We start from the raw sequence: 13,678 nt of genomic DNA on the forward strand, positions 1-13,678 counted from the left end.
CCCTTGCGGCATTTGGCCATTTTGATGCATATACTGACCATTATTTCGTCCCATACCATCTTGAGGCATCATTTGGTTTTGACAATTTTGGTACATATGTTGACCATTATTTGGCCCCATACCATTTTGAGGCATCATTTGATTATTTCTATCCATCATATGTTGGTCCATATGCATATTAGAACCATCATGTCTATGTGGCTTTCTAAACTGTTGTTCATTGGTTTTCATCCATTCACCAAAATTTGGTAAATCATTTACAGCAAATGATGTACCTACCCCTACAGCACTGATTACAGTTAGAATTGCTGCAATTATAATTCGTCTCATAGGTCCTCCTTAATCTACATTGCTGAAATAACGTTCGCGTACACCACGAAGTTCAATACCAATAAAGATACATGTAAGGCCCCCAAAGAGACCTACACCACCAAGTGCAACTAAAGTTACCAATGATAATGCAGGAAATGCCGTTACATTCTCAAACGGTTGCCATGAGCTTCCAAGTAAATATAGGATAGCTGGCGTAATAATGAATATTAAAACTCCTACGATATATGACAAAGCACTTCCAATAGATAACAATGTTTTGGATGCTTTTTTAGCCATACCTGGTAATTGTGGTAATAAACGTTCTTTATAATCATCAAATCTTGCATAGATTGCTTGCATATTAACAGATTTACTTTCACCACCATCTTGGCCTAACGTATCTGTAATAATACCTGCATCTACATAAGATGCATAGATTTCCTCTGGGGTTCCCAAAGATTTAATGATTTCACTATCTGTAAGGCCTTTTTCATAACCTACAGCAAAATGTTCTTCATAAACCTCGATAATACTTTCTACATCAGCAACACGGGCCTTTTTAAATATATTGCGCAGTGCTTCTAAAAAGCTATTTTTGTTCATTATAGTCGACTCCTTTCAATAGGATATTGATGACACCAGAAAATTCATCCCATTCTTGGCGCATCTTGTTATATGCGGCACGTCCATCTTCTGTGATGTGATAATATTTCCGAGATGGTCCTGTAGAGGACTCTTTTAAATATGTTTCAACATACTTTTCTTTTTTCAATCTATTAAATAATGGATATATCGTTCCTTCAGAAATCTCAATATATTCTGAAATAGTGCTTACAATTTCATACCCATATCGATCAGTTTGTGTTAGTAATGCTAGCACTAGCATATCCATAACACCTTTTTTTAATTGAACTTGCATAGTTCCTCCCTTTTAGACTGTGCTTGCCTGCCAATGTGAAAGCTCTCTTACGGTCACTATCATGTACTGACAAATACATAATAACACAAGGTACCTCGGAATGCAAGGTACCTTGTTAAAAATATATTTTTATAATTCAAACAACCTATAAACACTGATAATATCTATTTTTATAAGGTGAAACTATCATATTTTTCTAATTTTATTTATGTCACCCTATATGTATCGTACATACCTCGGCTATAACATAAAAATCCCCATCCAACGGATGAGGATTTTTCATTGATTTTAGAATAATCTATTTACTCTAACATCAGTTATTTATTTTGAAGTTGCTTGGCCTAATTTAATCTGTGTGCTTTTCATTTTTCCATTATGAGTATAAGATACTAAAACTGTATCACCAGGGCTCTTAGCGTCAATTTGCTCTTTTAATTCTAACAATGTGCTAATATCCTTACCATCAACTTGAGCAATTGTATCTCCTTCCACTAAACCAGCCTGTGCAGCAGGACCATTCGCATCAAGTTGAACAATAAGAAGACCTTCGCCCTCATAATTTACATTGTTACGCGCTGCTGTTTGACGATCTACGGCCCACACACCGATATACGGGCGAATGACCTTACCATTTTTAATAATAGAATCAACGATAGTCATAGCAGAGTTAATTGGAATGGCAAAGCCCATGCCTTCAATACCTTCTTTAGAGATTTTAGAACTATTAATACCGATTAATTCACCATCCGCATTGATGAGAGCTCCACCAGAGTTACCTGGGTTAATCGCTGCATCAGTTTGAATCAATGGGAAACGTTGACCTTGTTCATCGATAGTACGTGCTAAAGCACTGATAACGCCAGATGTAACAGAACCTTTAAATTCAAGGCCTAGTGGATTACCAATAGCAATGGCAGGCTCACCAACTTGTACTGAATCAGAGTCACCGATTTTAATTGGCTTAATATCTTTAGGAGGTTTAATTTTAACAACAGCCAAATCTGTTTGTGAATCTGTACCAATAACGGTGCCTGTTACAGTAGATCCGTCAGATAATGATACGGTAACTTCACCATTTTTAGCACCTGCTACAACATGGTTATTCGTTACAATATGTCCTTCATTATCTATAAGTACACCAGATCCAACACCTTCACCAGCATAGATGGTACGGTTAAAGATATCCTTTTGGAACACCTTTGTAGTAATCCCTACTACCGCTGGACCAGATTCTTTAACGGCTTGCACTACGTAAGTATTGCGGGTTTCAGTAATTGGTTTAGTTTGTTTTGTTTGTTCTCTTACCGCCGTTTGTTGTGTGCCAGCAGGGCTACCAAAGAAATAATATCCACCGCCTACACCAATGCCCAAAGCAAGGATACAAGCAATGACGGTTTTCTTATATTTTGAAAATTCCATATATCTCCTTTTTCTATTGTCTTACATTATTTTACAAAGTATCTCAAGAATCAATTTTATAAAATTGATTTTGATGAACCTATTATAGTCCTCTAGCATTCACAATGCAAGCTAACAATTTAATATACTCAAAAAAACATAAAGGGCATTCACTAGCCGTCGCTAACGAATGCCCTTTATGCATATAGTTTGAGAGTGTAAGGACTGTTGAGAGAGAGAGTATATATGACCCAGAAAAGTTTGAGAGAGAACTTATTAAGAGAGAGAAGTTTAGTTTGTACTTTTCCGGAATCAAACTTCAGCCTTACTAGAATTAGTATACATTGTATATCTAAATTATCAAAGTAACATTATAAAATATTGTTAAAACTTTGATTATATCTATATAATAACCCTCTGTAAATTCATACTTAATCAACCGCCACGAATAACGTGAATATAGTATGAATATCCTTTTCAGTTATCAAACAAATTTATAACCCACACCCCATACAGTAATAATATGTTTACTATCAGATGGATTATCTTCAATTTCTTCACGTAAACGGTTGATATGTACAGCTACTGTTGCATAATCACCATAGGAGTCTAACCCCCAAACGCGAGAGTATAATTCTTCTTTACTAAATACGATATCACGATTACGCATTAAGAATTCTAATAACTGGAATTCTTTCTTTTTAAGATGAACTTCTTTTTCGTTTACCCAAACTTTCATCATCTTAGGATCAAGACGGATTTCTCCGGATTGAATAGCATTGGTTTCCATAGCATCACGCTCTGTTAAACGCTTATATTGTGCTAACATAGCTTTGATTTTTGCAATCAATACAGATGGAGAGAATGGTTTTTCAATGTAGTCATCAGCGCCTACACCTAAACCACGGATTTTGTCAATATCATCAAGTCGAGCTGTTACCATAACAATTGGCACACGAACTTTGTCACGAATTTGTCGACAAACTTCAAAACCATCCATTTCTGGTAACATAACATCAAGGATGATAAGGTCTACAGGAGTATTCAAAGCTGCTTCGATACCATCGGTACCATTAGTCATAATAGTTACATCGTAGCCTGCCACCATTAAATAATCACGTTCAATATTGGCAATATCCAAATCGTCTTCAATAATTAAGATATGTTCACTCATGATTCTTCTCCTTGTTTAGGAAATTCTAATATAATACGTAGACCATGTGGTCTTACATTTTCAATCACAACTCGGCCTTCAAAGATTTCCATAATTCGACGAATAATAGATAATCCTAGGCCACTACCTTCTTGCGGGTTCGTACGAGACGAATCTACACGGTAGAACGGGCGCATCAGACGTTCTAAAGATTCTGGTGGTACCCCCGGACCATCATCACTGATGACACAGTATACAAAATCATCATCACTAGTTACATCGATGATACAATGACCAAGGTCGGCTATTTTGTACTTAGTACTATTGTTCAGTACATTTTGTAACACCCGTTGTAACAATTGTGGATTTGCATTGATGAAAGCAGTTTCCGTAGCAATGCGAGCCTTAATTTCAAGGCCTCTCGATTGATACGGAGCTAAATGATCCTCTACAAAGTCCCGCACATACTGACCTAGTTCAATTCGCTCAGATGGACGAGATTCTTTTTTGTAGTTCAATGTAGTAATGAGGAATAATTCCTCTAACATTGAGTCTAAATCATTGGCGCGTTTCAAAATAATACCCATGTATCGTTTTTGCTGCTCTTCCGTTGGTGCAATACCATCACGAACACCTTCTGCATAGGCTTTTATAGCCGTCAGTGGCGTTCGAATATCGTGAGAGATACCCGCCAGCAATTCTTTTTGCTGCTCTTGTTCCATTTCAATCTGACGATTTGCCATTTCTAATGATTTTGTCATGTTCTTAACGTGAATCATGATAAACCGTGTAACAAATCGATTGATTGCAAAGAATGTAACAATAAAGAGCAATATAGAAACTATAATAATATAGAAGGATACAGATTCCATTAAGCTATCACTACCATGAGTAGCACGCTTAATAGCAATATGATATACGTAGGCATGACGCCCATCGTATTTTCGCATTTCATACACAAAAGTATTATTAGACTGATATACGATGCCCTGTAATTCAGGGTTTACATCGATAAGACCAACGATTGCAGATGCACTGTAGATTTGTGGATTACCATAGCTATACACCATGTTCCCTTGATCTAGTACTTCTACATATACTTCCTTTGGATCGAGTAGACTATAGCTAGGTTTAACCAAGCTATCTATTAAGTTGTTTTCCAACCCATAAAAGGTAATTGTTTCAGTGATTCGACTGACACTTTTAAACTGTTGTTCCTGCTCAATACGCAAATAGTAACCGGCATTAGCCAATATGCGCAAACCTGTAAAATATAGCAAAAATAAGATTATTGCTATTAAGATAGGTACAACAAAGAGCACAACATTGGATATCCAAATCCGTATTTGTAAATTCACAGGGTTACCTCAATATCATAAATAGTAGATACTTCTTATAGTTTACGCTATTTTTAATAGTTAAAGCAAGTAAAATAGGCAAAAATACAATATAATTTTCACCTTTCTTTCATCGTCAGTTTATAATTGGTAGATTATACAAGGGTTCCTCACTCCTTTTAATATCTAATATTTTTCACACACTATATATTTTCACACGCATCCGGGTATCTTATATTATACTAAATCTCAGTATTTACTTATATTAATAACTTGAGAATTAAGTACAATTAATAGAATATTCTCTGTACTTTTTATAAAAACTCTAAATTATAAAATATAAAATAACTATTGAAATTTTTCACTTTATAAATCTAAGCGCAAAAAGGAGATTCCTAAATTTAAACGCAAAAAAAGAGGATTCCTAAGAATCCTCTTTTATAGTTTGGATTAACGACGGTTAGCTTCGAAGAAGTTAATAGCAACTTCTGGGAACATAGCGTAAGTCAATACGTCTTCGTCAGTGATACCATTGTAGCCTTTGGAAGCTAAATCTTGACGGTAACCTTCCAATTCAGGTTCGATAAGATCTGCTGGACGGCAAGTGATAGGTTGTTCATCACCGATGATAGTTTGACGGATTTCGTCAGAAATAGTACCAGGCAACGCACCATATTTACCGCGTACAAGGTCTTTAACTTCGTTAGGAACCATTTTATAACGGTCGCCCATCATAACGTTCATCATAGCCATTGTACCAACGATTTGGGATGTTGGAGTTACCAATGGAGGGAAGCCTAAGTCTTCACGAACGCGTGGCATTTCATCCATAACGTCGAAGAAGCGGTCGCCCATACCCATTTCGTTCAATTGGTTTTGAGTATTGGACAACATACCGCCAGGAATTTGGTAACGACGAACAGCTGGGATTACATCACTAGCTGGTTTCAAGTTAAATTCTTCAGCGATTTGTTGTTTAACTTTACGGAAGTGGTCAACTAATGGGATGAATTTATCAAGGTCAAGACCAAGATCATATTCAGTACCTTTGAACATTTCGATCATAGTTTCAGTAGCTGGTTGGCTAGTTGCATGAGCGAATGGGGAGATAGCAGTATCGATGATATCTACGCCAGCTTTAGCAGCTTCCCAGTATGCTGTGCTTGCAAGACCGCAAGTGAAATGGCTGTGCAAGTCGATTGGCAATTCGCCGAAACGGTTTTTGAAAGTGGAAACCAAATCATATGCATCAGCAGGGCCCAACAAACCGGACATATCTTTGATACAAAGAGAATCAGTACCCATTTCTACCAAAGTTTCAGCTACTTTCAAGAAGCTTTCAGTTGTGTGAACTGGAGAAATTGTGTATACCATAGCGGATTGAACGTGTGCACCAGCTTTTTTGGAGTACTTAATAGCAGCTTCCATGTTGCGTGGGTCATTCAATGCGTCGAAGATACGGATACGGTCGATACCGTTTTTAACAGCTGCACTACAGAATGCTTCTACTACATCATCAGAGTAGTGTTTGTAGCCCAATAAGTTTTGGCCACGAAGTAACATTTGTAATGGAGTGTTTTTCAAATTGGATTTCAATTTGCGAAGGCGTTCCCATGGATCTTCATTCAAAAAACGAAGACAGCTATCATAAGTAGCGCCGCCCCAACACTCAAGAGCTTCGTAACCGATTTCGTCTAAAAGACCAAGTACTGGTTCCATTTGCTCATAACGCATGCGTGTTGCCAAAATAGATTGATGACCGTCGCGAAGAACGGTTTCGCAAATTCTTAATTTTTTAGCCATGTTAATCCTCCAAATCGAAATAGTCTGAGTATGTAAATTTATACATACATCAAACAACTATCTCATACCTATTTTTTTACGATTTTTTTGATGTCTGCTCACACAAGCCAAACACTCTATAAATCGTTAAGACATACTTATATTAGACTACTTATAAAATTCTTTGTCAACAACTATATTATGCTATTTACTCATAAATTCATGTATTTGAAGATGATTTTTTCGTGATAAAAATCACACAAAACTACAGAAGAGCTGAAGTTTAGCGTGTATGTTTAATCAAATCAATTTCTCTGTAATTGCTCTTTTTAATGAGAAACCAAAAATTATACCGTAATAATTTTTAGTTATTATTAAAAAGCTGTCAAACTATATCGGTATTTATAAATGTAGTAATTCGATAAACATCGGTACACTTATAAGCTTATCAATTTTATTGATAATATACCCCACTACAACAATTACATAAATATACAAAAGAACCTGTCCATTTATGGACAGGTTCAGGTTTATTCTTAATTTTTAATATTACTTATTATACAAATTATTTTTCAGGTTTAACCTTTTTAGGAGCCGTTTCAAGAACGATATTCTTACCATCTCTTTTAACTTGAATAGAGAAGGCACCTTCACCTTCTTTGAAGTACTCCATCTTGATGTCGAGAAGCATTTTACCAATCATAGTCTCCACTTTTTCAGTTAAGAACTCACGATAAAAAGCATCTTCCTTTTGCTTTGGACTTTGATGAACTACAGGCTTTTTAGCGGCCCGTTCCATATCAAGCATAGTATCTTCAAAATTATCTGTATCTTTAAGGTTTTTCAACATATCCGCATCGGATAAACCTTTTTGAATTTTAAACTTTGCCATTTCTATCTCCTATCAACTCGAAAATTGCCTTTTTAACACGTACTGGTTCAATGCCAGACATACAATATTGGGCGGGCTTAGGACAGCGTCGTTTACGACAACCCAAACAATCTAATTCATCATTTACTAGTACTTTAAAATTACCCGTCAGCGGTCCCCACAGTTTTGGATCTGTAGGACCAAATAGTGCTACTACAGGTTTATTCAGAGCCAACGCAATGTGTAATGAACCTGTATCAGCTGTAACTATTGCGTCGCAGCTTTCAATTAAGGCACCTACCTCTTGAAGTGTCGTTTTACCTAGCATATTCAGTATGATATTATCAATGCCCTCTGCTGCCAAGGTATCCATCAACGGTTTATATTGAGTAGCCTCTTTAGGCCCCCCTAAACAAACAAAATTTGCTCTGTACTGAAGGGATTTAATAAGAGAATACCATTTCTCCTGCGGCCATTCTTTCGTCGCCCACGACGTACCCAAGACCAATGCTACACGTAGAGGCTTTTCTACCTCTCCACGATTTAAAGAAGTATGATTATCAATGGTTTCCCACTTTTCTTCTGCCCAAGCATGTAGCTTCGATGGTACATAGAAATCCATATGATACAGTTTCTTAGCACTACCACTATTTAATGTTTTATGTTCCAGAGCACTATCAACAGATTTAAGAGGTGTATCTAAATCAGCCTGTTTAGCAACAGCCTCTTTTAAAAGTTGTGCCACCTCTACATATCGCTTAATAACATGGTCTGTACTTGGCTTTGTTTTAAAGTTTGTAAACAGCCAATTTAACTCTTTTGTACCACCTAGTCCTAAGCGAATAGGCGCACCAGAAGCCAATAGAACAAGACCGGTTATCAGTCGACCTTGCACATCAACTGCTACATCAAATTTGTAGGGCTCTAACTTAGCCTTCAATTCCCACCACATGCGCCACATCGTCGGGATATGCAGTTTTTTAGAATGTGCCTCGTATTCATCCCGTTCCCAAGGAATGATTTCATCTACATAGGGATTTCCTTCTAACAGCTCTACCATACTAGGCGTTACAATCCAATGTAGCTTGGCATCTGGATACTGTTCTTTGATCCAGCGCGCCGCAGGTGTAGCATGCAGTATATCCCCAATGTAACTAAGGCGTACAAATAATATATTCATAGATATCCTTATGGTACATACTTTAATAGGAATAAAGCCTTTATAATGAAGCATTATAAAGGCTTTTTCTTAAGATTTCTTTTTACTATCACTAGTGTCAGATGATTTAGAAGATGTGTCGTCTTCTGTCACCTTTTTAGTTTCTTCACTACCATTCTTGATAATGTCTTTTACTTCAGACAATTTTAATTCATTGAAAGTAGTAGGATGATTGTATTTATAAACTGGTTTGAAACCTACACCTAATTTGCCAGTGTAAACAGTCAATGCATTATTGTCCTCATCAACACGAGCAATGTAGATTGTCTTATCTGTATCAACACCAATTAAGCGGAAACGCCCTGGTGGGTTGATAACACGCCAGCCACCTTCGATACCATTAAACATAAAGATATCGCCAGTTTTAACATTATCGTAGAAGAAGTTATCTTCATCGTAGAAGACACCGATATGACCGATATCCGTAGCTTGCATATACACTCGACGCGTATCGTAGTTAGCATCTGTACGATAAATACGATATACATGTTCTTGAACTTTTACCTTCATGTATACTACATTTGTCGCTTCAGAATACGCAGCATCTACGATTTTACTACCTTTCGGTAAGTCTTCAAGCTTTGTATCAACTTCGTGTTCCGGATCATCTGCATTGAGACGAGCCATAACAACATCGCGAGAGTCATATAGGCCCATGATGGCATAGTTACGGTCCGGCATCCAGTTGAAGTAACTAATAGAACGGCCCTTCAAATCTATCGTTGTAGGCTTAATTTCATTAGCCTTGTAGATTTTCAAAGAATTTTCTGTAACAACCGCCATAAATTGACGGTCATAGGATACATATTTAGTGCCTTCCTTTACATCAGGGAAGTTTTTCGTATCATCTTTTGATGCACCTGCTACGTTAAATTCCGTAGTCGGTGCAAACATATATTGATCAAGGTATAAGTATATACCACCTTGCAGAAGAATACCTACCGCAAAGGCGCTCAGTACACGCGTAAAAGGTTTCATGTGTCCTCCTATTTCACGATAAACGCCGTTGGGATCATGCGTTCCCCTAACAAATCGGCTGGTTTGTTCACAACTTTACCATTGAGGTAAAGAGTAGAACTAGAACCACCATCTAAATTCGCTGCAATGTAGCAACCTTTTTCAAAGAGAATATCTTGAACGTCACGCAAGGTAGCACCAATGGAGTAACCCGGTTGACGACCATCGATTACGAGGAATAGTACTGTACCATCTTTCTTTTGACCGATAGCAGTACGGGGGCCTACGCCCCAACCACCATCACCTTCAGTAATCATCTTCTTACCATCCACGATAAGAGGGGGACCAAAGGTAATCCCTTCCATGGCTTTCATGTCAGCTAGTTGAGTTTTATCATAGTTACCAGCAATAAGGTTACCAGATTTAGAGAAGCCCACAAAGTCTACATCTTCATCAGGGCCTACATCCTTACCGATAATGTACTCCCCTTCATGCAAGATAAAGCCATACGGTAAACGACCTGTACCTGTACCATTTGGATCATGGAAACCACCGCCGTTAATAGCAGCTACCGCATTATTCATTTTAGCAATATTACTTGTAGTATCGCCTTTTTCTTGAATGTTAGCTGCTGTGCCTACTTGAATACGGCGAGGGTCTGGAATTTCTAAAATATAGCCTACATAACGAGCAGACTGAATTTTTTCAAGGTTTAAAGACTTGTCTTCACGAGCATTAAACTTGAACAAATCTTGGCTTTTAACAACCCCAACAGTCCCCAAAATAGATTGCAATTCTTCTTCATTGAACAGCCATGTAATGTAATGAGGATGACGAGATTGTAAGATCGCACCAATAACGGCACGCTTTACATTATTAAATGGTCCAAAGAGCACCACGAATGGTGAGGTTACAACGGTAAATAAGAACACCATGATGATGAACTTTACCCAATTCTTTTTGAACAATGTATTTCTCCTTATAAATCAGTGAAATGCTCGGTGCTAATGCGTTCTTCAAAATGCTTGATATCTACCGCATTACCTACCCAAACACGCAAAATATTATATGGATTATCACCGGTATGAGCCCAGCCAGATTTCATAGCCATACCCATTTTTATACCAGCCTTTTTAGATGCTGAGTCGGTGAATTCATTTTTATCTCCATATGGATAGCAGAACCAAGGATTATCCTTGATGCCTATCTCTTTAGCCAGTGCTTCTTGAGCCTTTTTGATATTTTCAATTTGTTTCTCTTCGGATAATTGGCCCATTTCTACATGTTGGAAACCATGGTTAGAAATAGTGATGCCATTTTTGTGCATTTCACGCACTTGATCCCAAGTTAAACGCGTTCCAATATCGCCAGGGTTGATAAACACAGTGGCTGGGAATCCATACTCTTTCATGAGTGGATATACGATTGTATATGTATCTGCATAACCGTCATCAAAGGTTAAAACAACTGGCTTTTCAGGTACTGCAGCACCATTTACAACGTATTCATACAATTGGTCCATCGTCAATGGATTATAGCCATTATCTTTGAGGAACTTCATTTGCTCTCTGAATAGATCCTCACGAATAACCGCATCATTATCTTTATCGTCGCCGATTTTATGATACATAAGGACAGGAATGCCCGATGGATGTACCATCTTAACTTCTTTTACTTCTTTTACAGGTGGCGCTGAGCTAGTAGGCTCTGTTTTTTGTGAAAGCAATCCACAACCTGCCATAACCATTGCCAATGCCACAACTAATAGTGTTACCAACGGAATCCGTTTCATAGGTCCTCCTCTATCAGAACACAATTATATACAGAATATTATAACATTTCTATGAAGATTAGTAAAAAACTAACGCTTTACTAGTACCTCATCAATCGATTTTCTAGGTCTAGGATACATAGGCTCATCTGGAACACCTATGGCAATGATAGCCTGTACATCATGAGAAATATTCAAAAAGGCTTTACTTTCACATTGCATAAAATACACATCATTCATCCAAAGTGTACCTAACCCAATCGCTTTTGCGCCCAATAAAATATGTTCCACAAAAGCACCTATGGCTTGCAAATCACTTTTCTCCCACACTCGACTATAGTCAGGTAGGTGATCATAAGGGTTAAACACAAAGAGTAAATCGCTAGCTATTTTCATAGCCTTAAGACTAATTTCCAAACTACCAAAATGTTCTTTACGTTCTTTATATTGATCTAGCACTTGAAAGCCGAGATTTACAAAATATTCCTTCTCCACGCCAGTCACATGAATAACCTGCCAAGGCTGCCGATTTTTAGGCGAAGGGGCTCGCATGCCAAGTTCTACTAAACTTTGAATTATGTCATCTCCCAGTGACGGTGATGCTTTATACTTGCGCACGCTAGTTCGTGCTTGTATAACCTCTGTTAATTCCATACTTTCTCCAAACCATCTAATGTTATCTAAATTATGTATTGTCATATTGTAATACACTAAAGAATGCTTTAATATTCTAATTATAATACAAATTACTAACATTATACGCTTCTAATCGATAAAGGATTTGCCATGAAAAAACGCTTAACCCTCTTACAAATGGACGTTCACGTAAATGACGTAGAATACAATTACAATCGTGTTCAAGAGTTACTCACTCAATCACTTGCAGAAAATCCTGATATTATTGTTTTACCTGAAACTTGGAATACAGGCTTTCACCCATCAGATGATTTAATTACGATTGCCGACAGAAATGGGGAAAGGACAAAATCTTTGCTCAGCGCCTTTGCAAAAGAGCACAACGTGAATATCGTAGGAGGCTCTGTCGCTGTGGCAAAAGATGATCTTGTATTCAATACCTCCTATGCTTACAACCGTGAAGGTACCCTCGTAGGTGAGTATTCCAAAATGCACGGCTTTAGCCCTGCTAAAGAAGACAAATACTTTGCTAGTGGCACTCATACGACCCATTTTGAACTCGATGGGATCCCTTGTAGCACAGTTATCTGTTACGACATTCGTTTTCCTGAGCTAGTGAGAATGGCTGCATTACCAGGTACTGAACTCTTATTCGTACCCGCCCAATGGCCTACGATGCGACTACGCCACTGGCAAGTACTAAACGAAGTACGAGCAATTGAAAACCAATTGTTCCTTTGCGCAGTCAACGGATGCGGTACTATTAGTCGCGTTCAAAGCACAGGTCACTCCGCCGTTTATGATCCGTGGGGCACGAACCTCCTCGAAATGGATACGAACGAAGGCATTGCTTCCGTAGATATCGACCTTACCGTAGTCGAAGACATTCGCAACAAAATTAATATCTTTAGGGACCGTAAACCAGAACTCTACAACTTATAAAATAAAGGCACATTGTTATTGAATTTCTCCTTATATTAGGAAAAGCATTCAACAATGTGCCTTTTGTTTTGCTTTATTTTAATTTTATTGTACTGTATTGAGGAAATAAATTACTCTAGTTTGCTCTGGATTAACGGACACACCTGCAACAGGATTTATGCCGTAGTTAAAACTCAATTAGTTTCCACATATCTTCTGGAACTTGTTCTAGAGGTTTATTTTTTGCCATAGCTTCTTTTAGGATATCAATAGTATCTTGTACTTCTTGTTTATCCTTCGTATCTGGATCGTGTAGAACAACACGGTTCAACGAGTCTTGTCCAAATTGTTTTAAGTATTCTTTTTCCACTTGATTAAGTTCACGACGTAAGTATTTCATAA

At 37.5% G+C, this 13,678-nt stretch carries 15 protein-coding genes; 1 reads left to right on the forward strand and 14 read right to left on the reverse strand.

Going from position 1 to position 13,678, the window contains the following annotated elements; genetic code table 11:
• The 13 genes from RYM16_RS03770 to RYM16_RS03830 form a co-directional block, all read right to left on the reverse strand.
• Positions 1-330, reverse strand: a 330-nt coding sequence (locus RYM16_RS03770) for a transcriptional regulator (protein WP_314982401.1), incomplete at its 3' end; no start/stop codon positions are given.
• A 9-nt stretch (positions 331-339) separates the two neighbouring features.
• On the reverse strand, positions 340-915 hold the full coding sequence (locus RYM16_RS03775; protein WP_314982402.1) for an HAAS signaling domain-containing protein: 576 nt from the start codon (positions 913-915) through the stop codon (positions 340-342).
• Positions 902-1,231, reverse strand: coding sequence for a PadR family transcriptional regulator (locus RYM16_RS03780; RefSeq protein WP_314982404.1), 330 nt, complete (start codon positions 1,229-1,231; stop codon positions 902-904). Before RYM16_RS03780 ends, RYM16_RS03775 begins: the two co-directional genes overlap by 14 nt.
• 321 nt (positions 1,232-1,552) lie before the next feature.
• A complete protein-coding gene (locus RYM16_RS03785; RefSeq protein ID WP_314982406.1) occupies positions 1,553-2,650 on the reverse strand; it encodes a trypsin-like peptidase domain-containing protein in 1,098 nt (365 codons plus the stop codon).
• Between the two features lie 463 nt (positions 2,651-3,113).
• Positions 3,114-3,803, reverse strand: a complete 690-nt coding sequence (locus RYM16_RS03790; protein WP_004693664.1) for a response regulator transcription factor — start codon at positions 3,801-3,803, stop codon at positions 3,114-3,116.
• Positions 3,800-5,062 (reverse strand): sensor histidine kinase, encoded by a 1,263-nt coding sequence (locus RYM16_RS03795; RefSeq protein ID WP_399553770.1) that lies wholly within the window; start codon positions 5,060-5,062, stop codon positions 3,800-3,802. The genes RYM16_RS03790 and RYM16_RS03795 overlap by 4 nt, the downstream gene beginning before the upstream one ends.
• A gap of 507 nt (positions 5,063-5,569) precedes the next feature.
• The gene (locus RYM16_RS03800) at positions 5,570-6,922 is read right to left on the reverse strand and encodes a pyruvate carboxylase subunit B (RefSeq protein WP_314982410.1); all 1,353 of its coding nucleotides are present in this window, start codon (positions 6,920-6,922) and stop codon (positions 5,570-5,572) included.
• Positions 6,923-7,466: 544 nt separating this feature from the next.
• Positions 7,467-7,793, reverse strand: a complete 327-nt coding sequence (locus RYM16_RS03805; RefSeq protein ID WP_314982412.1) for a hypothetical protein — start codon at positions 7,791-7,793, stop codon at positions 7,467-7,469.
• Complete coding sequence (locus RYM16_RS03810) at positions 7,780-8,952, reverse strand: glycosyltransferase family 9 protein (protein ID WP_314982414.1); 1,173 nt, start codon at positions 8,950-8,952, stop codon at positions 7,780-7,782. The genes RYM16_RS03805 and RYM16_RS03810 overlap by 14 nt, the downstream gene beginning before the upstream one ends.
• A 69-nt stretch (positions 8,953-9,021) precedes the next feature.
• Positions 9,022-9,969 carry a hypothetical protein gene (locus RYM16_RS03815; RefSeq protein WP_314982416.1) on the reverse strand — a complete coding sequence of 316 codons (948 nt, stop codon included), beginning with the start codon at positions 9,967-9,969 and terminating at the stop codon, positions 9,022-9,024.
• Between the two features lie 8 nt (positions 9,970-9,977).
• Complete coding sequence (locus RYM16_RS03820; RefSeq protein ID WP_314726680.1) at positions 9,978-10,916, reverse strand: phosphodiester glycosidase family protein; 939 nt, start codon at positions 10,914-10,916, stop codon at positions 9,978-9,980.
• 11 nt (positions 10,917-10,927) lie between these two features.
• Positions 10,928-11,740, reverse strand: coding sequence for a polysaccharide deacetylase family protein (locus tag RYM16_RS03825; RefSeq protein ID WP_314982418.1), 813 nt, complete (start codon positions 11,738-11,740; stop codon positions 10,928-10,930).
• 69 nt (positions 11,741-11,809) lie between these two features.
• The gene (locus tag RYM16_RS03830) at positions 11,810-12,373 is read right to left on the reverse strand and encodes a nitroreductase family protein (RefSeq protein WP_314982420.1); all 564 of its coding nucleotides are present in this window, start codon (positions 12,371-12,373) and stop codon (positions 11,810-11,812) included.
• Positions 12,374-12,505: 132 nt separating this feature from the next.
• On the opposite strand from RYM16_RS03830, the gene RYM16_RS03835 reads away from it, so the two are divergent.
• Positions 12,506-13,297, forward strand: a complete 792-nt coding sequence (locus RYM16_RS03835; RefSeq protein ID WP_314982422.1) for a carbon-nitrogen family hydrolase — start codon at positions 12,506-12,508, stop codon at positions 13,295-13,297.
• Between the two features lie 166 nt (positions 13,298-13,463).
• On the opposite strand, the gene RYM16_RS03840 is transcribed toward RYM16_RS03835, so the two are convergent.
• Entirely contained in the window at positions 13,464-13,676 is a 213-nt protein-coding gene (locus tag RYM16_RS03840) for a hypothetical protein (RefSeq protein ID WP_009352194.1), read from the reverse strand.
• Positions 13,677-13,678 lie beyond the last annotated feature (2 nt).

It is taken from the genome of uncultured Veillonella sp. (assembly GCF_963524655.1).
Classification (GTDB): Bacteria; Bacillota; Negativicutes; order Veillonellales; family Veillonellaceae; genus Veillonella.